This is a genomic window from Chitinophaga costaii (assembly GCF_900094705.1).
GTDB classification, from domain to species: Bacteria; Bacteroidota; Bacteroidia; order Chitinophagales; family Chitinophagaceae; genus Chitinophaga; species Chitinophaga costaii.
Genome location: NZ_FMAR01000005.1, coordinates 226,686 through 249,052, shown reverse-complemented (window position 1 = coordinate 249,052; position 22,367 = coordinate 226,686). Strand labels below are relative to the sequence as shown.

Below are 22,367 nucleotides of genomic sequence, written 5' to 3'. Positions count from 1 at the left end.
GATTGTATGTCTCACCCTTTCTTTGAACGACCAATTACCCCGGTTACCAAGGGCACAAAAGTATAGCTTATGTGTAATGTTTAATGGTAAAGTAAATCAAATTTATTCGCTAATATTGTATTAACCAGCCCCTGTAAGGGAATTCATAATTTAATAATTGCTACAATGGACCAGAATTTTTCACCGCAAGTAAAGGAGATCATTTCGTTCAGCAGGGAGGAGGCTTTACGCTTAGGAAATGATTTCATCGGTACCGAGCACCTCCTGCTGGGTGTCATCCGGGAAGGAGAGGGGACGGCTGTCAAAATTTTGCAAGCGCTGAATGTAGACTTATATGAACTTCGCAAAGAAGTAGAACTGGCTGTGAAAGATAAGACAGGCAAGAACATTGCGAACATCAATAGTTTACCACTCACCAAGCAGGCAGAAAAGGTCATCCGTGTTACTGTTCTGGAAGCAAAGGCCCTCAAAAGCCCTACCGTGGAAACAGAACACCTGATGCTTTCCATACTCAAAAATAAAGAAAACGTTTGCACACAGATCTTACAACAGTTCGACGTGGACTACGATACTTTTAAAAATGAACTGGGCTTCGTGAAATCATCCGAGCCGAAAGCAGAATTTGACGATCCCGGAGAGGAAGAATTTGAAGACGAACGCAAAAGCTATTCCTCCAAAGCCAAACAAGCCAATACCAAATCTAAAACACCGGTACTGGATAACTTTGGCCGCGACATCACCAAACTCGCCGAAAGCGGCAGCCTCGATCCCATCGTAGGCCGTGAGCAGGAAATAGAACGCGTATCGCAGATACTTTCCCGCCGTAAAAAGAATAACCCTATCCTGATCGGGGAACCCGGTGTAGGTAAAACCGCCATCGTGGAAGGCCTGGCCCTCCGCATTGTGCAGCGCAAGGTAAGCCGTGTGCTGTTCGACAAAAGGGTGGTAAGCCTGGATCTGGCCGCCCTGGTGGCCGGTACCAAGTACCGCGGACAGTTTGAAGAAAGGATGAAAGCCATCATGAACGAACTGGAAAAGAACCGCGACGTGATCCTCTTTATTGATGAGATTCACACGATTGTGGGTGCAGGTGGCGCTTCCGGCTCGCTAGACGCTTCCAATATCTTTAAACCAGCCCTGGCCCGTGGGGAACTCCAGTGCATTGGCGCTTCCACCCTCGACGAGTACCGCATGTACATCGAAAAAGATGGCGCCCTGGACCGTCGCTTCCAGAAAGTAATGGTAGATCCGCCTACCGTGGAAGAAACCATACAGATCCTCAACAACATCAAGCCGCGTTATGAAGAATACCATAACGTAAGCTATAATCAGGAAGCCATCGACGCCTGCGTGAAGCTGAGCGACCGTTACATGACGGACCGCCTGCTGCCCGATAAAGCCATAGACGTGCTGGATGAAGTAGGCGCCCGCGTGCACTTGAAGAACATTAACGTGCCGCAGACTATCCTCGACCTGGAAAAACAGATCGAAGACATCAAGCAGGAAAAAAATAAGGTAGTGAAGAGCCAGCGCTTTGAAGAAGCTGCCGCCCTCCGCGATACCGAAAAGAAACTGGGCGAAGATCTCGAGAAGGCCAAAGCCAATTGGGAAGAAGAAGTAAAACACAAACGCTACCCGATAGACGAAGAGGCCATTGCCGAGGTAGTCAGCATGATGACCGGCATCCCGGTGAAACGGATGGTGCAGGCAGAAACCGACAAGCTGCGTCGCATGGGTGAAGACCTGAAAGGTGCAGTAGTAGGCCAGGACGAGGCTATCCTGAAAGTAACCAAGGCTATACAGCGTAACCGCGTGGGCCTGAAAGATCCGAAGAAACCAATCGGTACCTTCATCTTCCTCGGACCTACCGGTGTGGGTAAAACGGAATTGGCCAAATCACTGGCCCGCTATATGTTCGACTCCGAAGATGCGTTGATCCGCATAGACATGAGCGAATACATGGAGAAATTCTCCGTAAGCCGCCTGATCGGTGCCCCTCCGGGATATGTAGGTTACGAAGAAGGCGGTCAGCTCACCGAAAAAGTGCGCCGCAAACCTTACTCCGTGATCCTGCTGGATGAAATCGAAAAAGCCCACCCGGACATCTATAACCTGCTGTTGCAGGTACTGGACGATGGTATCCTAACCGATGGCCTGGGCCGTAAGGTGGACTTTAAGAATACCCTCATCATCATGACTTCCAACATTGGTGCCCGCCAGTTGAAAGACTTCGGTGCCGGCGTAGGGTTCTCTACGACCAACCGGATTGCCAACGAGGAAGAAAATACCAAGGCGGTGATCGAGAAAGCGCTGAAACGCACCTTCTCCCCAGAGTTCCTGAATAGAATTGACGATGTGATCATCTTCAATTCCTTGTCTAAAGAGCATATCTACACCATCATCGATATTACGATGCAGAGTGTGTTGAAACGCTTGATCAACCTGGGTTTCAGCCTGGAGCTGACCGAAGAGGCCAAAGGCTTCCTCGCAGAAAAAGGATACGACCAGCAGTTTGGCGCAAGGCCGCTGCACCGGGCTATCCAGAAATACCTGGAAGATCCCTTGGCCGAAGAGATCCTTAACATGAATATTCACAATGGAGATATTCTGATCGCCGACCTGGATAAAGAAAATCAGAAATTGATCTTTACGCTGAAGAATCCTTCTAAGAGTAAATCAGAGAAATCAGAAGCATAATTTTCAAATAAAAAATAATCCTGCAAATGGCTGCTCCCGCTAAAAATGGAGGCAGCCATTTTTTTTAACCCGGCCCTTCCTGCATCTCCCACCTGCCTTGTACCCACTATAATTTTTTCCTACTTTTGTAGCTGCTGATGAAAAAAATTGTAATTACGATAGATGGTTACTCTTCCTGTGGAAAGAGTACCCTGGCCCGCCAACTAGCCCGCCAGTTGAATTATGTGTATATCGATAGCGGTGCCATGTACCGTGCCATAACCCTGTATTTCATATACAATGGGGTGCAGTGGGAACAGCCGGAAGCAGTTGCCGCTGCCCTGTCTAATATAGAATTGGAATTCTTGCCCAATGATCAAACCGGCTTTTCTGAAATACATCTCAACGGAGAAAATGTAGAGCACCAAATCCGCGAAATGCTGGTGGCAGACAAAGTGAGCGATGTAGCCGCCATTGGCGCGGTGCGCAGCTTTGCCGTGGCCCAGCAGCAAAAAATGGGCATTCACAAAGGCATTATCATGGATGGGCGCGACATTGGCACCACTGTATTTCCCCTGGCGGAGCTCAAGATCTTCATGACAGCAGATACCGCCATCCGTGTAGAACGCCGCTTCAGGGAGCTATTTGCTAACAACCCCCTGATCACCATCCAGGAAGTAAAAGAAAATCTGGAGCGCCGGGATTATATTGATACTAACCGCGCCATAAGCCCCCTGCGTAAAGCTGAGGACGCTATCGTGTTGGATAACAGTAACTTAACCATGGACGAGCAATTAGTGCTAGCCATGCAGTGGGTAGAAGATATCTTACTCCTGCAATCTTCCTGAAATTTATTTTCGTAATTGTTAAAAAGAGTTTTTACATTTGTCATGTCACCCGCCCACGCGATGGTGAGTATAACCTTAATAGTTTTCCCACATCCTCTCGAAAAAACTTACCCGTACTACCGCCGGTAAATATAATGATGCCTGAAATAGCTCGTTCCCGGAATGTTGTAGCACCCGTACCTAATTCACAAGCTTAAGCATTGGTCTTATAATTTGTTACGTAATCCGTGATATAGTGTTACAATGGCCCTGTGACGTATGAAATTTACAAGTATCGTTCAAGATAACTTCACCTGATTTGAAGCCGTATCCTGACTACTATATCCAACAAAAGACCCTTTGCTATTAACCGTATTAGAATTTGACACTTTATAAAAGAACAAGCTACAGCAGTATGCTGCATACGTAGTTGAAAGTTTAATGTGGAGTAGGGCCACTGCGCCCGCTCCATGTTTTCAGTAGGTGTATTCGGTTAATAGGAAGAAGGGGCGAATTCTTTCGCCCTTTCGCTTTTTTAAAACCGTTCTGTCCAGATACTGCCTCCAACGGCCACCATAAAAAAAGCCATGCCACACTATGTTGCACTCGGAAAGGGTAGGTGCGTATCAATAAAAAATTTAACTTGTGAGCGCACTATACACCATTTCATGTCCGCTAAGTTCTTATTATGGTTCGGGCTGCTATTCCTCGTTTCTCTAACGGTTATCGCCCAGGATGAAGCTACCGTTATGCACAGTATTGATTCCGTCCACAAGATGGCTGCCGATACCAATCGTGTGCGTGCCTTACTCTCCTTAGGCCGCAAATGGGCTGCTTATTTCGATAATAAAAAAACGGATAATATTTGCTGGCAGGAAGCCATCGCCTTGTCGCAACAGTTGCGTTATAACCGTGGCCTGGCCGATGCCTATAACGAAATTGGTACCGACAAAAGAAACCGCTCCCAATACATCCTGGCTGCCGACTACCACGAAAAGGCCATGAAATATGCAGAAGAAACCCATGACGATCACCTCATTGCCAGTTCCCTGAACAGCATTGGCGTAGACTACCGCCGCCTGGACAATCTCGAAAAAGCATTCGACTTTCATTACCGCGCCTTACAGGTGGCAGAGAAAATAAATGATACCCGCAACATTTGTGTGGCTACCAACAGTATTGGGAACATTGAGCTAACTGATGGTAAGAACGAAGACGCCATTGCCCAATTTAATCGCTCCCTGCACCTGGAAGAAGCGGCCAACAACCCGTTGGGCATCGCCATTAACCTGGGTAACCTGGGCTACGCCTACCAGGCTTTGAAAAAGACCGACCTGGCCATCGATTACTTTAAACGCTCCCTGGCGGTAAACCAGGGGATGAAAAATAACATCGGCATCGCCATTTGCTACAATGCCCTTGGATCGGCCTACCAGGACAAAAAAGACTATGCCACAGCCATGGATTATTTGCAAAAAGCCCTGACGGTGAATGACCATGTAGACGATAAAATACACATCGCCGAAAGTTACCTGAGCATCGGCAAGTTGCTGGCCAAGCAGGGCAAACACGAAGAAGCCCTCACCAATATGCAACAATCCGTAGACATCAGCCGCCAGTGGGGTTTTAAGGCCATGCTGATAGATGCTTACCAGGCCCTGGCCGGGGAATACAAAAGCAGCCGCGATTTTGAAAAATCGCTGGAAGCCATGAATCACTCTCTTACTTACAAAGATAGCCTGATCGCTGATAAATCGGCCACCGCCCTGGCCCAGATGCATACGATTTATGCAGTAGACCGGAAAGACAGCCAGATTAAATCCCTGGAACATGATAAACAGGTGAGTGAACTAAAACGGAAACGTAACGTGATCGTGGTATTTTCACTGGTGATCTTTACCATAGCGCTGATTGTAGGCGGTTTCTTTTACATCCGCCACCGCAACCTGAAGGTGAATCGCCGTACCTTGCAATTAGAACTGCGTTCCTTGCGTGCACAGATGAACCCCCACTTTATATTTAACTCCCTTAGTTCCATTCATCGGTATATTTGGAGCAATAACCAGGAAGAGGCTTCCGATTACCTGACCAAGTTTTCCCGCCTTATGCGCATGATACTGGATAATACCCAGCATACTTTTATATCGCTGAATAAAGAACTGGAATCATTGCAGCTTTACCTGGACCTGGAATCGCTGCGCTGCAACAACGCTTTTGAATATCACATTAATGTGGCCGACCAGCTAAATGGGGAAGAGGTGCTTATTCCACCCATGATCATCCAGCCATACGTGGAAAACGCCATCTGGCACGGCCTGGTACACCGCCCCGAAAAAGGCCGGTTAGACATAGACATCAAAGTAGAGAATAGGCTGATGACCTGCAAGGTAACCGACAATGGTATAGGCCGTAAATTGGCCATGGAAATAAAGGAACGGAAAGGTAAAACACATCATTCCATGGGCATGAAAGTGACCATGGGCCGGATAGAATTGATCCGCAAGATGAATAACTCTAAAGATGCCAATGTAAAGATCAACGACCTGGCAGATAACCAGGGAAACCCCACCGGCACTGAGGTTGTGGTAGTGCTACCCGTGGAGTTTATTTTTTAAAACTATTATTCTACTCCACTATGAGCGAAATTAAAGCCATTATCGTAGATGACGAGCAGCATTGCATTGAAGCACTGCAAACCATGCTGCAAAAAAAATGTCCTGGCGTAACCGTACTGGCAGGGGCCCGTAGTGTAAAAGAGGCCCGCAACCTGGTAGAAGAAATGCAGCCTGACCTGGTATTCCTGGACGTGGAAATGCCTCACCAAAACGGGTTTGAGCTGTTAAAACTCTTTGATAAAATCAATTTCGACGTAATTTTTACCACCGCTTATGAGCAGTACGCCCTCAAAGCCATTAAATTCAATGCCCTTGATTACCTGCTGAAACCTTTCAGCATCAAGGAACTGCAGGATGCCCTTGAAAAGTTCCGCGAAAAACGTAACAGTGGCGCGCCCCGGGAAACCAACGACTCACCGCTGGAGGTATTTTTGCAAAACATGAAGACACTGCAACAAAACCATAAAAAAATAGCCCTGCCCACCATCAATGGGTTGGTATTTATGCCGGTGCAGAATATCGTGCGCTGCGAGTCAACGGGCAATTATACTAAAATCTTTTTTACCGATAAGAAACACCTGATGGTGTCTAAGCCACTCAAGGAGTTCGAAGAGCTGCTGACGGATATAAATTTCTTCAGGATACACAACAGCCATCTCATAAACTTGCAGCAAATGCAGTCTTACATACAAGGAGAGGGCGGTTTTGCCCTGATGAGCGATGGAACACAGGTAGAAGTGTCGCGGCGCAGAAAGGCAGAATTTTTGAAGAAAGCAATGCATTTTTAGGCCGGATATCCGCAATTACCAACCAGTTACGTTAAATAATCCGCCAGTTACGAATTAATGGTTGTACTACCCTGAATCAAAGTATACTTTTGAAACGCGAATCTATGTAACACTGCATATATAAAATTTTTTCACTGCATACGTGCAAACTACCCCCAAAGAAGAAAGGCACCTCCGGGTGTCTTTTTTGTTAGCAGCAAATCAGCCCCCTTTACTTAAATCGCCGCTTCCAGTTTTTCCTCCGCGTTATAAAACCGCGCAATCTTACGGATTACGCCTTCTACCAACGCGTCGGGGCAGGAGGCCCCGCTGGTGAGCAGGATACTGACCGGGCCTTGCTCCGGCAAAAAAGTATTGGATTGCAATTCTTGCTTATGATGAAAATCATAGTGCAGGATCGCTGCACGAGAGAGTATCTTTTCCTCAGAAGAAATAAAGTAAGTAGGTAAACGTGCTTCGCACAATTCCACAAGGTGGGAGGTGTTGGAACTATTGTATCCGCCTACTACGATGGCCAGATCGGCCGGTTGCTGCAGCATGCCGGTTACGGCGCTCTGGTTATCATTGGTGGCGTAGCAAAGCGTATCGCGGGTATCTGCAAAACGTTCATGAATGGTGGCCGGCGTAAGCTGGTAGTGTTGCTGCATCACATCACGGATGTAATCGGCAATGGCCTGAGTTTCGGTGGCCAGCATGGTAGTTTGGTTTACCACGCCTACTCGCTGCAGGTGCTGCACAACATCGAAACCGGTGGAATACTGCCCTTTAAACCGTTCGTAAAACAGGGAGGCGGGCTGGGTTCCGGTGATGAAATCGGCCAGCAACCGGGCTTCGCTAATGTCTTTCACCACCACCGTAGGTGTGCCTGCCTGGCTGTGGGAGAAGGTGGCGCGGGTTTCTTCGTGGCCTGGCTTGCCATGCACGATCACGGTATAATCTTTCTGGCCTATCTGCCCGGCCTTGTTCCAAACTCTTTCCACGAAAGGACAGGTGGTATTGTATTGCAGGGGTATTATGCCCAGGGATGTTAGTTTTGCTTCTATCTCCAGGGTGGTGCCAAAGGCGGGGATAATCACCACATCGGCTGCTTTCAGTTGCTCCCAGGGAATGAGCTGGCGGCCGGAAGTGTCCATGAGAAATTGTACACCACGGCTTAGCAAGTCGTTATTTACATGCGGGTTGTGGATCATTTCACTGAGCAGGAAAATGCGTTTGTCCGGGTTTTCTTCAATGGTGCGGAAGGCGATTTCAATAGCGTTTTCCACCCCGTAACAGAAGCCGAAGTGACGGGCCAGCAAAATGCGTACGGCACCCAGGTCCAGCACCGTGGGCGTAAAATCTTTTTTCATGCGGTCCTGCTCCTTGCGCTTGTTTTTAATAGCGCTGATGAGCGGGCTGCGGTATATGACAGGAACTTCAAATGTTTTCATGTTACAAACTATCGGCCTGCAAGATACGAAATCACTTATTGCACATTTAGCAAAAAGGCGCTCCGTGATGGGGCGCCTTTTTGATTGGAAGAAGGCTCCTGGCTAAGGGCATTGTTCCACTTATGCATAAAGTTTAGTTTTCTTTACTAAATTTTTCAAGGAAGGCTTTTTCATCGGAACTAAGGCTATGGTAGCCCCGCTCATTGATCTTGTCCAGCAGTTCATCCAGGTGACGCTGTGGGTTTTCCTCTTTTTTTATCACGCGCAGCGGTGATTTCTTCGGCTTAAAATTGCCGGCTTTGCGGTGCTGCTGCACTTTAGGTTTTAGGGTAATGCGGGGGCGGTTGCCCAGTTTATCAAAAAGATATACCAAGGGAGCGGCCATGTCCCGGCCACCCTGTAATAACTTAATATAACTGAATCCCAGCAGGGCTCCTCCCAGATGGGCAAACATGCCGCCAGGATTGGCGTAAGGAATGGTGATCAGGTCCAGCACCACGATAGCCAGCGCCAGCCATTTCAAGCGGATGGAGCCAATGAACAACAACCCGATCTCGTAATTGGGGGTAAGGGTAGCACAGGATACCAGCAAACACATAACCGATGCGGAAGCCCCGATCAGGGTAGCATGGGCTACGAATGGCTGCAGGGTGGGCAGGTAATTAAATGCCAGTACAAACGCCAGCGCCCCCGCCAAGCTGCCGAGGATGTATACCGGCAGCACCCGCTGATTGCCAAGGAAAGAGCGGAACAAATTACCAAACCAGTAAAGATTGAGCATATTAAAAAAGAGGTGGAAAAGGCCTTCGTGGGTAAACATATAGGTAAATACACCCCAGGGTTGCCGCAGCAGGGTGGGATAGAAGCTATGAAGCGCCAGTTTATCCGACAAAAAAACACTTACCATGCCGAAGCTGCCACTAAAAAAAGCCAGTACATTTACAAGCCCTACCACCACGAAAACCAGGATGTTCCAAAAAAGCAGGTGGTTAACTGCATTGCCTTGCTTAAGCCAATACTTTATATCAGATTGAAAAGAAGTCCCGTTCATATTATATGGGAAATTAGCATAAATAACTTGAATTCTAATGCGGAGAGCGGCTAAAAAAATGCCAAACTTTCACCAGGGTTGTGGCCTGCCGGATAGCCCATTTTTGCCTGCCATATTTACACGGCTTTGTACAGAAAAAGTAAACTGGGGCGGTTTTTCCTGGGGCTGCCAGCTAAGATTTAAGTTACGAAAAATGCGCGGTAGGCAGATGGAAAATTTTACACCATGCCTAACCGGGCCTGCGGGTAAATGACGCCGGGACCATCATGGGCAAACGGTCCTATATCCATTGAACACAAAATAAAATCAGGGCGTAAGCAAAGTTTCGATGAGCAACAGAAACTATTAAATCTTACATTGTTTCGTATAATATTGATAATTAAATAGTTATGAGGATGAAAAAGTGGAGGGATTTCGGCGGAAAGGCGTATCTTTGCAGTCCTTTTGAAACCCGGTACGGACAAAACCGTGCTGCACTAAAACTCTCAAAAGGTTTATATTTTGGAAGAAAACAACATTGCTAACAATGAAAACGCTGAACAACAGGCGCCTGCGGAAGTAATTGCCCCGGCTGCTACAGCGACAACAAAAGCTCCTGAACCTGTTGTAGAAACCGCCCACGATGATTTTGACTGGAGCGTAGACAAAAGAAACGTTTCTTCTTACACCAAAGAAGAAAAAATCAAGTACGACAAAACTTACGAGAACACTTTCAAAGTGATCGAGGAGAATGGTCTGCTGACGGGTACGATAGTAGGTTTAACAAAGACCGACGTAGTGATCAACATCGGTTTTAAATCTGATGGTCTTATTTCCCTCAACGAATTCCGTGACCTGCAAGGTAGTATCCACATCGGCGACGAAGTGGAAGTGCTGGTAGTAGAGAAAGAAGATAGAGACGGCAACTTGCACCTGAGCCGCAAACAAGCCCGCCAACAGCGTGCCTGGGAGCGCATCGTGGAAGTGTATCGCACTGGCGAAGTGGTTACGGGTACCGTTACCAGCAAAACTAAAGGCGGCCTGATCGTGGACGTTTATGGCATGGAAACCTTCCTGCCAGGTTCTCAGATCGATGTGAAACCGGTAACTGATTACGATCAGTTCGTAGGTAAAACCATGGAGTTTAAGGTGGTGAAAGTAAATGAAGCCATCCGCAACGCCGTAGTATCTCACAAAGCCCTGATCGAAAGCGACATCGAACAACAACGTGTAGACATCATCTCCAAACTGGAAAAAGGCCAGGTATTGGAAGGTACGATCAAGAATATCACCGACTTCGGTGCCTTCATCGATCTGGGTGGTCTGGACGGCCTGTTGTACATTACTGATATTAGCTGGGGCCGTATTTCTCACCCAAGCGAAGTGCTGGCCATGGATCAGAAGATCAACGTGGTGGTACTGGACTTTGATGATGAGAAAAAACGCATCAGCCTGGGCTACAAACAACTGACCCCGCATCCGTGGGATACTTTGCCAGCTACCATTTCTGAAGGTGCCAAAGTAAAAGGTAAAGTAGTGAACATCGAAGATTACGGAGCATTCCTGGAAATTCTGCCTGGTGTAGAAGGACTGGTACACGTATCCGAAATCTCCTGGGCTTCTACCCCGATCAATGCGAAGGAATTCTTCAAATTGGGCGAAGAGTATGAAGCAGTGGTAGTAACCCTGAGCAAGGAAGAACGCAAAATGAGCTTGTCTATCAAGCAACTGACCGAAGACCCATGGTCTACGATCGAAGTGAAATTCCCGCTCGAAAGCCGTCACAAAGGTATCGTGAAGAACATCACACCTTATGGCGTATTCGTAGAATTGCAGACCGGCATCGGTGGTATGATCCATATCTCCGACCTGAGCTGGATCAAACGTTTCAATCACCCGAGCGAATACACGAAAGTGGGCAACGAGATTGATATCGTGATCCTGGGCATTGACAAGGACAACCGCAAATTGAGCCTTGGCCACAAACAAATCGAAGAAGATCCATGGAATACTTTTGAAACCATCTTCCCGATTGGATCTATCCATGAAGGTACCGTGGTGAAGAAAGATGAGAAAGGCGCTACCGTTCAGTTGCAATATGGCCTGGAAGCTTACGCTCCCGCCCGTCATCTGCGCACTGAAGACGACAAGCCTATCAACGTGGAAGATGTGAAACCTTTCCAGATCATCGAATTCGATCGCAGCGAAAAACGCATCCTGGTTTCTCACACCAAGGTTTGGGAACAAGCTAAACACGAAGAAAAAGAAGCGGTGCAGAAAGAAAAACGTGTAGAAGCAGACAAAACCCGCAAGGCAGTGAAGACCATCCAGAGCAAAGTAGAAAAAACTACTTTAGGCGACCTGGGTGCCCTGGCTGAACTGAGAGAAAAACTCAAACAGAACGAAGGCGACGAGAAGCCTGCTGCTGGTACTGAACCCGCTGCTGAGTAATCGGTATAGCTTTCTTGAAATAGTTTACATGAAAAGGCCCGGGCATTTGTCCGGGCCTTTTTTGTTTCCAGGATTTTGCTGCTTCTGTTTTTTGAGGTTTAGTAACAATGTTATAAATTAGGCACTTAATCCCTATACCCATGCGCAGTATGTTGCTAGCCCTATTCCTTTGTGTAGGAACCTTTTCTGTATTTGCCCAAAAGACGGTTTTAAAATACCCGTTTGAATTTCGTAAAGTCTATTTCCTCGATCCGGGAACTTACGATGCTAATTTTCTTAATAACGGTCAGTCAGACCGCTTTGCGCTGGTGCTCAAAGACCAGAAACATTGCAGCTATGTGCTGGTGGATGGCGATTTTAAAGTAGTGAACAAATTTGACCAGGACCTTGACCTGAAGTTCTTTAGCGCTGGAGCGGATCGTTATGAAGGCGGCACCAGCGATGGCAATGTGTACAATTTTGCTTTCAGCAATGGCGAAAAAACCTATAAGCTGGAACAAGTGGATTTTGATAAGAACAGCATCACCCACAAGCCACTTTTTGAGCTCATGAAAAGTGAAAAACAGGTAGCTGCTTTCAGCGAGCAAAATGTATTTTACGTGATAGGTGCTAACGATGATGCCGGCCAGCTGCAGTTCCATATGATGGATGGTAAAGGTAAGGTGGTGGTAAAACGGGTAGCGCTAAAGGTTCCTGCCGATGCCGGTAAAAAGCGGGATCAGGTATCGGAATACCTGAAGAACTCCCGGTTGATACAGGGCAGCATGGAACCGGATTTTTCATTGGTTACTACAGATTCAAAAATATTTAGTCAGGCAGGTAAACTCTATATTGTGGTAAACGTAAAGGACCACCCCACCCATGTAACCACCATAGACCTGGTAGATTTCAAGGTGCAGGAAAAGTTTTATGATTACAAAAGTGTGCTGGCTGGGGATGACAAGGGCGGTGTTTATGTAAATTCCTATGTAAAAGACAATACACTTTTTTCGTTGGTGCTGAACAAAAAGAATATTCATATTGTGCAGTTCAACCTGGAAAGTGGCCAATTGATAGACAATCTGGAAATTAATAGCGAAAATTACCAGTCGCTCATGTCGCAGCTGCCGGCCACGGAAACCCGCAAGGGAAAGAAAGAATCGGAGAAGGAAGTGAGCAGCTTTAATAGCCTCCTGAAAACCATGAATAAAGGTACGGAAGGATTAATGGTAACTGCTGACAAAGATGGTCAGTACGTACTCACCGTGGGTACTTACGATTTCCTCAAAGTACCTGTGGGGTCGGGGTCGGGCCACTATGGACCATATGCTGGTCCAGGAGCAAGGGATGCAGGCTCGCCACAGACGCCCTTTTATTACACACCCGGTAAAACGATCTATAGTTCCAATAATGCTAAATACTATACCGCTACTACATTCAGTCTGCTGATGGACCCTGCATCCGGTAAGGTTAAACGGGGCAAGGTGCCCCCGCCCGTTTCAGACAAGGTTAAGGATTATCTAGAAACAGTTGATCAGCAGAATGCCAAAGCCCAGATTCAGTTCAATATCGGAGACAAACAATATTTCGGGTATTATAATAAGGAAGCGAAAGCCTATATCATAGCCCAGATCAAGGTGTCGATGTAAAACATACTGCACGGAGCATGCTGAAAAGAATGTTCTATAAAGCCTTTCAAATGGAAAAAGGCGGCGCATATGGTGAGGGTAGTGAAAAAGTATCCTATTAAATTATGAACATTCATAAAGGGGCAGCAGCAGTTATTTTCTGCCCCTTTTGTTATTTTATACAACAGTAATATGCCGGAGAAATTTACCCTTTTGCAGTATACTTACTGCAACCCTGCCAGCACCGTTTCATTAAAATCCAGCAAACTTTTCAGCTTCACATCTGCCAGTCCAAACCTGGGCTGGTCGCGTACATGTTCGTCTGGTACCACCACTACTTTCATGCGGGCAGCTTTGGCGGCCGTCATGCCTGCGGCAGAATCTTCAAACGCCAGGCATTGCAGCACGTCGCTGCCCAGTGCTTTGGCACAGGCAATGTATACGGCGGGATGGGGTTTTCCATGGCTTTCAAATTCTGCGGAGGTTACCGCATCGAAGTAGTTGCGGATCTTAAAATGATCCAGCACTGCATCGATGAGGCGAATGGGAGAGGAGGAGGCCAGGCCCACCTTGAATGGGCGTTGCTTAAAAAAATCCAGGATATAGGTCATGCCTTCCATGGGGCGACCCTGTTCAATGATCTTGCGGGTTACGGTATCCAAAATATCATTGGTCACCTTGTCGGGCGAGGCGCTATCCCATTTAAAATGATTGTGCCAGTAGGTTACCACCTCCTGGGTGCGTAGCCCGGTGGTCTGTGCATATTGTTCCTGGGTCAAGTTTACGCCCAGTTTTGCAAATACTTCCTGCATGGCTGCGCCCCAGAGTGGTTCTGAATCTATCAGCAGCCCGTCCATGTCAAATATTACCGTATTGATCATTGTGTAAGTCTTTTCGTGATTGCCGCCGCAAAGATAATCCGAAGTTTTTCCGCTTTTTGTCATTTTAGTGGGCGCAAGTTATTTTACCTGGAATAGGATAACCGGAAGTTATACACCATAACTAAAACGAATGTGGCTACCAATACCCGGGAACGGAGTCTCTCTCTAAAATGGAAATGCAGTATGGTGGCCGCTTTTGAGCCTATCACATTCCCTCCTCAGCCCTGCTGCCGGGGGCGGTTGAACAAATCGCAAAAACACCCCCCTTTTTTTAAGCATATTTCTTTTGCATTGTACCCACCGTTCCTTACATTTGTATTAGTCTACAAACTAGATGGGGAATATGGGGAGGCAGCAAAGATCATATACCAGCTCACCGATATTGAAAGAGCCTTCCTTCCCGATAAGGAGGCTTTTATTTTTTAGTGCAATCGAACACCGATATAAAATTTACCACCAAATCTGATTTATCATGCAAAGTTTCAGAACCGAACTCGAAAACCCGGTCGTGGAGCGCGATATTATCGAACTCGAAAAGAAAATACGCCTCTACCGTGAAGGACAGATCCCGGACGAAAAGTTCCGAAGCCTGCGCCTGGCCCGGGGTGTATACGGCCAACGCCAGGCTGGCGTGCAGATGGTGCGCATTAAACTTCCTTATGGTAAGATGACGCTGGCCCAGTGGAAGCGCATTGCCGACGTATCGGACGAATATTCTACCGGCAATCTTCACCTCACTACCCGCCAGGATGTACAGATTCATTTTGTAAGCCTGGAGCGTACCCCTGAATTATGGTCTAAACTAGACCTCGACGATATTACTATCCGCGAAGCCTGTGGCAATACGGTGCGCAATATTACCGCGTCCGACAGGGCCGGTATAGACCCGCAGGAGCCTTTCGACATAACGCCTTATGCTGATGCAGCTTTCCGTTACTTCCTGCGCAATCCCATATGCCAGGACATGGGGCGTAAGGTGAAAATTGCCTTTTCTTCCAGCGATGCCGATACTGCCTGGTCTTTTATGCACGATATTGGCCTGATACCCAAGATACAGGATGTAAAGGGCGTACCTACCCGTGGTTTTAAGGTGATGGTAGGCGGTGGCCTGGGCGCACAGCCCCATTTGGCCAAGGTAGCTTTTGACTTCCTGGAAGCCGACTTGCTCCTGCCTTATATTGAAAACGTACTGCGCGTGTTTGACCGTTATGGAGAGCGCGCCAGCCGCCACAAGGCCCGTTTGAAATTCCTGATCCAGAAAATTGGGATGGAAGAATTTGTACGCCTGGTAGAAGAAGAACATTTGGCCCTGAAGGCCCAGCGCCTGCCCATAGACGCTGCCGCCTGGCCAGACACCCAGGCTCCGCAAGGCACGCCCGGCACAGCTTACAGCATTAAAAACCCGGTAAAATATGAGGCCTGGAAACGCAGTAATGTGATCCAGCAAAAACAAGCCGGCTACCTGGCGGCCTACATTAAAGTACCGCTGGGCAACATTCGCTCCGACGAATCGCGTTACCTGATCGGCAAACTGCATGGCGTAATAGCCGACGACGTGCGCGTGACGGCCAACCAGGGCCTGCTGCTAAAATTCATTCAACCTGGTAACCTTCCTTATGTGTACAGCGTGTTGGAAGAAGTGGGGTATGCCACTCCCGGTTTTGACAGTGTGTCCGACATTACGGCCTGCCCTGGTACCGACACCTGTAACCTGGCTATTTCCAGCAGCACCGGCATTGCGGCGGCCCTGGAACAGGTGATTGAAGAGGAGTTTCCCGAACTGGTATTTAATAAAGACATTAAGATTAAAATAAGCGGCTGTATGAATAGCTGCGGCCAGCATAGTATTGCCAGCATTGGCTTTCATGGCTCTTCCCTGAAAAGCGCGGGTAAGGTACTACCTGCCCTGCAAGTACTCTTGGGCGGCGGTATAGTGGGTAATGGCGAAGGCCGGGTAGCCGACAAGGTGATTAAAGTGCCCAGCAAACGCGGTCCGGATGTGCTGCGCACGCTGCTGAACGACTATGGTACCCATGCGCTGGATGCCGAAAAATTTAACGAATACTACGATCGTAAGACCGAGAAATATTTTTACGAGCTGCTGAAGCCCCTCACTGAGCTGCAAAGCTTGTCAGAGGAGGATTTCGTAGACTGGGGCCAGGCGCAAGACTATGCCACCGCTATAGGAGTAGGCGAGTGCGCCGGTGTGGTAATAGACCTGGTGGCCACCCTGCTTTATGAAGCAGAGGAAAAGCTGGAACTCGGCATGGAAGCTATTGGCAAGGGGCAGTATGCAGACGGCATTTACCATGCCTACTCCGTATTTGTACAAGCTGCCAAGGCCCTGCTGCTGGGCGAAGGGGTAGCCTGCAACACCCAGATCGGCATTATCAACGATTTTGAGAAAAACCTAGTGGCCACAGGCCGCTTTGATGTGGCCGATTTTAAGGAGCAGGTATTGCAGATCAATGCACAGGCACCCACCGCGGCTTTTGCCAGACAATATTTTCAACAGGCCCAGGCCTTTTATAAACAAGCGCAGTTGTTCCGCGAAAACAACGCCGTAGGTTCCGTGATCGCACAATAAAATACTGCTATCCGGTTGCGCAAAGAAGCATTACATTCAGTGGGGAACGATGCCCATCGTCGTTCCCCCATTTATAACTTAATCTAAAGCCGGACGTATGCAAAACATTCAACCCAAACTTACCCTCGTAGGAGCTGGTCCTGGTGACCCGGATCTCATTACGGTAAAGGGATTCAAAGCCATCCAGCAGGCCCGCGTGATCTTATACGATGCGCTGTCTAACAACGAATTGCTGGAGCATGCACCGGCCAACTGCCTGAAACGTTTTGTAGGCAAGCGCGCAGGCATGTATGTGTATACACAAGATGAGATCAACCGGATGATCGTTAAATATGCCCTCACTTACGGCAGCGTGGTGCGCCTTAAGGGTGGCGACGCCTTTGTGTTTGGCCGTGGCCAGGAAGAACTGTCCTTTGCCCAGCAGTTCGATATTGCCGTGGAAGTGATTCCCGGCATCACTTCCGCCATTGCTGTTCCGGGGATCAACAAAATACCCGTCACTGCGCGCAACGTGAGCGAAGGTTTTTGGGTCATTACAGGTACCACCCAGCGCGGCGAATTATCCCGCGACCTGGAAAATGCCATTCATGCTAACACCACTGTAGTAGTGCTGATGGGGATGAGCAAGCTGGATGATATTGCCGCCGAGTACCTGCGCCATGGTAAGGGAAATACTCCCGCCGCCATTATCCAGGACGGCACCCTACCAGCTCAGAAAATAGGGGTAGGCAATGTTAGCGACCTGCAGGAAATAGCCCGCAAGCAAGACCTGCGTAATCCCGCCATTATTGTGATAGGGGAGGTAGTTCGATTTCATGAGGCATTCCAGCATGTTGTAAAAGAAATTAAAATGGCTGTTTAAAACTTGCATATGACCGTTTAAATGAATAGATTAGAGTAGTGTTGCAACAAATCAATTAAATACCTGTGTGATGGCCGATAATAACTTGTTTCCCGTGTTTTTCAAGGTAGACCGCCTCAATGTGCTGGTGGTAGGAGGGGGTAATGTGGGTGTGGAGAAGGTAGGAGCTTTGTTGAGCAACTGTCCCACCGCCAGGCTAACCATCGTAGCCACTTGGTTTCGCCCAGAACTGGATGCGCTAGTGAAAGATTATCCGCACGTAACCGTTATTCAAAAGCCTTTTTCCTGCGGCGACCTTTTTGGGAAAGACCTGGTGATTGCCGCCACCAATGATCATGCGCTTAATGTAGAGATCTGGGAAAAAGCCCGTTCCTGCAAAGTACTCATTAACGTTGCCGATACCCCCGAGTTATGCGATTTTTATTTAGGGGCCGTGGTACAGAAGGGAAACCTTAAGATCGCCATCTCCACCAATGGCAAATCTCCCACCGTGGCCAAACGCTTGCGCCAGGTGCTACAAGAATGCCTGCCCGACTCACTGGACCAGGTACTGGAAAAACTTCACCTTATCCGCAACCGCCTCGCCGGCGATTTTACCGCCAAGGTAGACAAACTCAATGCACTCACCGATGTACTGGTAGAAAGCGAAACAGAAAAACACTGATCTTTTTACCGGACTTTGATTAGATACTGCTTGCCGCAATGGGCAGGCTTTTTGTGTTTATGAAAAGGGCTACTTTTATTACTAAATTCCGGATGATGACGAGCGAGCAGCAACAAATTATTGATCGTACGGTGGCTTACGTGCAGCAGGAACTGGCCCATGCAGAGGGTGGCCACGACTGGTTTCATATTTACCGGGTGTGGAAGCAGGCCTTACACATCGCCCAGGCAGAGCAGGCCAATGTATTTGTTGTGTCGCTGGCTGCCCTGCTACACGATATTGCAGATGCCAAATTCCATCATAATGACGACACCATTGGCCCGGCCAAGGCACAGGCCTTTTTGCTGACCCAGGATATTGCCCAAGACATCGTGCATCACGTGGTGGCCATCGTGGAAAACATTTCCTTCAAGGGTGGCAAAACACAGCGCAGCTTCCACTCCAAAGAGCTGGATGTGGTGCAGGACGCCGACCGGCTGGATGCCATTGGCGCCATCGGTATAGCCAGGACCTTTCACTACGGTGGTTACAAACATCGCGCAATTTATGACCCGTCCATCCCCCCTAACCTGGAGATGGACGTTACCCAATATCGCAATAGCCAGGCGCCCACGCTGAATCATTTTTACGAAAAATTATTGCTGCTCAAAGACCGTATGAACACAGACTCCGGTAAAGTACTGGCCGCCGCGCGCCACCAATTTATGGAGGAATACCTGCACCGGTTTTACAAAGAATGGGAAGGGGAAGCCTAGTGCAGCGTACTTTAAATGCAGGGCTTTGATCATCTCCAGAAAACAGGATGTACCTTGCGGCTTTAAATCCTACATATTCACATCAAGCATCATCTAAAGATATGGCCGATAATATTTTAAGCGCTGCCGACCTGGAGGCCCTGCGCCAGTTGCAGGAACGTTCTAAAGAAGCTTACCGCGAATTGCAGCGTTTCCGTATAGAGGTATATCCTTACATGAGTATGGATGACAGGGTACAGTTTTGGGCCGGTGAAATGGAACGTAGTATGCATTGGACTGATGAGGTAGGGGAGGAAGAAGGGCCGGCAGCCATTGATCCGCAAAACCAGGCAGCCCCATTGGACCTCAGCTTCTTTGATCAGCACTGGTACGACGAATGCATAGGTTTTGATAAGGATTTCGATAAAATATTGGTAAAAGTAGCGCCGCTCATCGGGCTAGACCTGGGGGGCTTGCAGATAAAGCGAAAAAAATAAACGCAGGACAGGTCTGCGCAGTATATTTAATTTTTAGGTGCAGGGGCTACAACTGGTCATAAAATAACGCTTTCAACTCCGAAGCGTCCTGCGGCTTCATGCGGCCACTCAGTACCAACCGGAGCTGGCGCCGCCGCATGGCACCTTCAAACAATAGTTTCTCCTCCTCCGTTTCCGGGATCACCGCTGGTACCGGCCGGGAATTACCATTAGGGTCCAGGGCCACGAAAGTCATAAAGGCCTCATTGGATTTGTAGCGGGATTGCTGCACGGGATCTTCGCCCCATACTTTCATGTGTACTTCCATGGAGGTATTGAAGGCCCGGGTTACCTTGGCTTCAATATGCACCACATTACCCAGTTTGATGGGATTTTCAAAAGAAATATTATCTACCGAAGCGGTAACCGTAGGCGCTGCACAGTGTTTCATGGCGGCCAGGGCAGAAGCGATGTCCATCCAGTACATGAGGCGGCCTCCCATCAGGTTACCGAAGGTATTGGTATCATTGGGCAGCACCAGTTCTGTCATCTGGATCAATGAGTCGTTCGACTTCTTGGGCATAAGCGTCATACTTTCTATGTTTACCGGCCTGCAAAATTAAGTAAAAAGCGCTAAGGTGCGGTGAGGCATTGTCTTTTGTTTATTTAAAATACGGGGGCAAATATTCAACAAAACCCGCTAAGTGGCGGGCTGTGCCTTAAAAATGGTAGGTATGGTCAGCCTGGGTTGCCATTTCCAAAAATTCCGGGGTGCGGGGAAATTTATCGGCGGCAAAGCCATCTTCACTTTTTTGCATTTCCCTGTGCAGCTTTAAAAGTGGCCACCATGGATGGTTTAGGGCCAAGGCGCCTACCAAGTGCGGTGGCAGCGGGCGGGGTGTTTTTCATTTTTTTCACTTTTTTGCTGTAGCTTTGCATGACCTTCGGAAGTGATACTTGACAGGTACAACATCATACATCTGCACTTCTTTCATGCTTCTTTTGGTCAAGTAGCTAGATTCTCAGAATATCAATATTATGGCAAAATATATCTTCGTGACGGGAGGTGTGACATCCTCTTTGGGTAAAGGAATTATTGCGGCTTCGCTGGCAAAATTGCTGCAAGCCCGTGGTTTCAATGTGACCATTCAGAAATTTGATCCTTATATCAACGTGGATCCCGGTACCCTAAACCCTTATGAGCATGGAGAGTGTTATGTTACGGAAGATGGCGCGGAGACCGATCTGGATCTTGGTCACTATGAGCGTTTCCTGAACAAACCTACTTCCCAGGCCAATAATGTGACCACTGGCCGCATTTACCAAACCGTGATCAACAAAGAGCGGGAAGGCGCTTACCTGGGCAAAACCGTACAGGTAATCCCCCATATTACCGATGAGATCAAACGCCGCATTTTACTATTAGGCAAAGACAGCAAATACGACATCGTGATTACTGAACTGGGCGGCACGGTGGGTGATATTGAATCCCTGCCTTACATTGAAGCAGTGCGCCAGTTGCAATGGGAGCTGGGCGAAGAAGAATGCCTGGTTATTCACCTTACCCTCATTCCTTACCTGCGGGCGGCCAAAGAGTTGAAGACCAAGCCTACCCAGCATTCTGTGCGCCTACTCAGCGAGTATGGTGTACACCCCGACGTCCTCGTATGCCGCACCGAAGAACCGATGTACAGCGATTTGAAAAAGAAGATAGCGCTGTTCTGTAACGTAACGGTAGAATCGGTTATCGAGGCCAACGACGTAAACACTATTTATGAAGTGCCGTTGGAAATGCTGCGGGAAAAGCTGGATGTGATCTGCATGAAGAAACTGAACCTGCCCATGACCAAAGAACCAGAACTGGTAAAATGGCGCGAGTTCCTCGACAAACTGAAATACCCCAAATCCAAGATCACCATTGGCCTGATTGGCAAATACGTAGAATTGCAGGATGCCTATAAATCTATCCTGGAATCTTTTGTACATGCTGGTGCGGTGAATGAGTGCAAGGTAGTGGTGGAAAACATTCACTCCGAATATATTACCCCGGAGAATGTATATGAGAAACTGAAAAACCTGGACGGCCTGCTGGTAGCGCCAGGCTTTGGCCACCGGGGCATTGAAGGAAAGATCACGGCTATCCGGTATGCAAGGGAAAATAACCTGCCATTCTTCGGTATTTGCCTGGGCATGCAAATGAGTGTGGTGGAATACGCCCGCCATGTTATTGGCCTGAAAGAAGCCCACAGCTATGAAATGAATACAGCATCGCCCTACCCGGTGATAAATCTGATGGAAGAGCAGAAAAAAATTACTTCCAAAGGTGGAACTATGCGCCTGGGCGCCTATGCCTGCGATCTGAAGCCCGGCACTAAGGCGGCGCAGATTTATGGCACCACCCATATCAGCGAGCGTCATCGCCACCGCTATGAGTTCAACAATGACTTTGTGGAGCAATTTGAACAGGCAGGCATGGTACTATCCGGCAAGAATCCGGAAAGCGGGTTGGTGGAAATGATAGAACTGCCCCATCATCCATTTTTTGTGGGCTGCCAGTTTCACCCGGAACTGAAAAGCACCGTAGAAGCCCCGGCCCCGCTATTTGTGAGCTTTGTGAAAGCGGCCAAGCAATATGCAGAGAACAAGCAAAGTAACAAGCAACAGCTGGTGGAAGAACACCAGTAAGCAGTTGTAATACTATTAAAAAGCGGTCACTGCTACGGCAATGGCCGCTTTTTT

The 22,367-nt window shown here is 48.1% G+C and carries 16 protein-coding genes; 12 read left to right on the top strand and 4 right to left on the bottom strand.

From position 1 onward, the window contains the following. Positions 1-165 precede the first annotated feature (165 nt). From GA0116948_RS09720 to GA0116948_RS09705, 4 genes are all read left to right on the top strand, one after another. Positions 166-2,697 carry an ATP-dependent Clp protease ATP-binding subunit gene (locus GA0116948_RS09720; protein WP_089711531.1) on the top strand — a complete coding sequence of 844 codons (2,532 nt, stop codon included), beginning with the start codon at positions 166-168 and terminating at the stop codon, positions 2,695-2,697. A gap of 137 nt (positions 2,698-2,834) precedes the next feature. Next, positions 2,835-3,524: a (d)CMP kinase gene (cmk, locus tag GA0116948_RS09715; RefSeq protein ID WP_089711529.1), complete on the top strand. Its 690-nt coding sequence runs from the start codon at positions 2,835-2,837 to the stop codon at positions 3,522-3,524. Positions 3,525-4,171: 647 nt separating this feature from the next. After that, complete coding sequence (locus tag GA0116948_RS09710) at positions 4,172-6,118, top strand: tetratricopeptide repeat-containing sensor histidine kinase (protein WP_165798422.1); 1,947 nt, start codon at positions 4,172-4,174, stop codon at positions 6,116-6,118. A 20-nt stretch (positions 6,119-6,138) separates the two neighbouring features. Further along, positions 6,139-6,906, top strand: a complete 768-nt coding sequence (locus tag GA0116948_RS09705) for a LytR/AlgR family response regulator transcription factor (RefSeq protein WP_089711525.1) — start codon at positions 6,139-6,141, stop codon at positions 6,904-6,906. Positions 6,907-7,121: 215 nt separating this feature from the next. Here the strand turns inward: GA0116948_RS09705 and GA0116948_RS09700 are convergent, their stop codons facing one another. Beyond that, positions 7,122-8,336 carry a 4-hydroxy-3-methylbut-2-enyl diphosphate reductase gene (locus GA0116948_RS09700; RefSeq protein ID WP_089711524.1) on the bottom strand — a complete coding sequence of 405 codons (1,215 nt, stop codon included), beginning with the start codon at positions 8,334-8,336 and terminating at the stop codon, positions 7,122-7,124. A gap of 133 nt (positions 8,337-8,469) precedes the next feature. Then, entirely contained in the window at positions 8,470-9,387 is a 918-nt protein-coding gene (locus GA0116948_RS09695; protein ID WP_089711522.1) for a rhomboid family intramembrane serine protease, read from the bottom strand. A gap of 501 nt (positions 9,388-9,888) precedes the next feature. Here GA0116948_RS09695 and rpsA point away from each other — a divergent pair. Next, a complete protein-coding gene (rpsA, locus tag GA0116948_RS09690; protein ID WP_089711520.1) occupies positions 9,889-11,817 on the top strand; it encodes a 30S ribosomal protein S1 in 1,929 nt (642 codons plus the stop codon). Positions 11,818-11,957: 140 nt separating this feature from the next. Beyond that, positions 11,958-13,445, top strand: a complete 1,488-nt coding sequence (locus tag GA0116948_RS09685) for a hypothetical protein (protein ID WP_089711518.1) — start codon at positions 11,958-11,960, stop codon at positions 13,443-13,445. 203 nt (positions 13,446-13,648) lie between these two features. On the opposite strand, the gene hxpB is transcribed toward GA0116948_RS09685, so the two are convergent. Then, positions 13,649-14,368 (bottom strand): hexitol phosphatase HxpB, encoded by a 720-nt coding sequence (gene hxpB, locus GA0116948_RS09680; RefSeq protein WP_205686109.1) that lies wholly within the window; start codon positions 14,366-14,368, stop codon positions 13,649-13,651. 409 nt (positions 14,369-14,777) lie between these two features. On the opposite strand from hxpB, the gene GA0116948_RS09675 reads away from it, so the two are divergent. From GA0116948_RS09675 to GA0116948_RS09655, 5 genes are all read left to right on the top strand, one after another. Next, a complete protein-coding gene (locus tag GA0116948_RS09675) occupies positions 14,778-16,892 on the top strand; it encodes a nitrite/sulfite reductase (protein ID WP_089711513.1) in 2,115 nt (704 codons plus the stop codon). Positions 16,893-16,989: 97 nt separating this feature from the next. Further along, positions 16,990-17,754: a uroporphyrinogen-III C-methyltransferase gene (cobA, locus tag GA0116948_RS09670; protein ID WP_089711512.1), complete on the top strand. Its 765-nt coding sequence runs from the start codon at positions 16,990-16,992 to the stop codon at positions 17,752-17,754. 70 nt (positions 17,755-17,824) lie between these two features. Continuing rightward, positions 17,825-18,418 carry a precorrin-2 dehydrogenase/sirohydrochlorin ferrochelatase family protein gene (locus GA0116948_RS09665; protein WP_089711511.1) on the top strand — a complete coding sequence of 198 codons (594 nt, stop codon included), beginning with the start codon at positions 17,825-17,827 and terminating at the stop codon, positions 18,416-18,418. Positions 18,419-18,510: 92 nt separating this feature from the next. After that, on the top strand, positions 18,511-19,173 hold the full coding sequence (locus GA0116948_RS09660; protein ID WP_205686108.1) for an HD domain-containing protein: 663 nt from the start codon (positions 18,511-18,513) through the stop codon (positions 19,171-19,173). Positions 19,174-19,274: 101 nt separating this feature from the next. Next, the gene (locus GA0116948_RS09655) at positions 19,275-19,649 is read left to right on the top strand and encodes a hypothetical protein (protein WP_123891761.1); all 375 of its coding nucleotides are present in this window, start codon (positions 19,275-19,277) and stop codon (positions 19,647-19,649) included. 46 nt (positions 19,650-19,695) lie between these two features. On the opposite strand, the gene GA0116948_RS09650 is transcribed toward GA0116948_RS09655, so the two are convergent. Then, positions 19,696-20,220 carry an acyl-CoA thioesterase gene (locus tag GA0116948_RS09650; protein WP_089711507.1) on the bottom strand — a complete coding sequence of 175 codons (525 nt, stop codon included), beginning with the start codon at positions 20,218-20,220 and terminating at the stop codon, positions 19,696-19,698. Positions 20,221-20,666: 446 nt separating this feature from the next. Between GA0116948_RS09650 and GA0116948_RS09645 the strand changes: the two genes are divergently transcribed. Beyond that, positions 20,667-22,313 carry a CTP synthase gene (locus tag GA0116948_RS09645; RefSeq protein ID WP_089711504.1) on the top strand — a complete coding sequence of 549 codons (1,647 nt, stop codon included), beginning with the start codon at positions 20,667-20,669 and terminating at the stop codon, positions 22,311-22,313. Positions 22,314-22,367 lie beyond the last annotated feature (54 nt).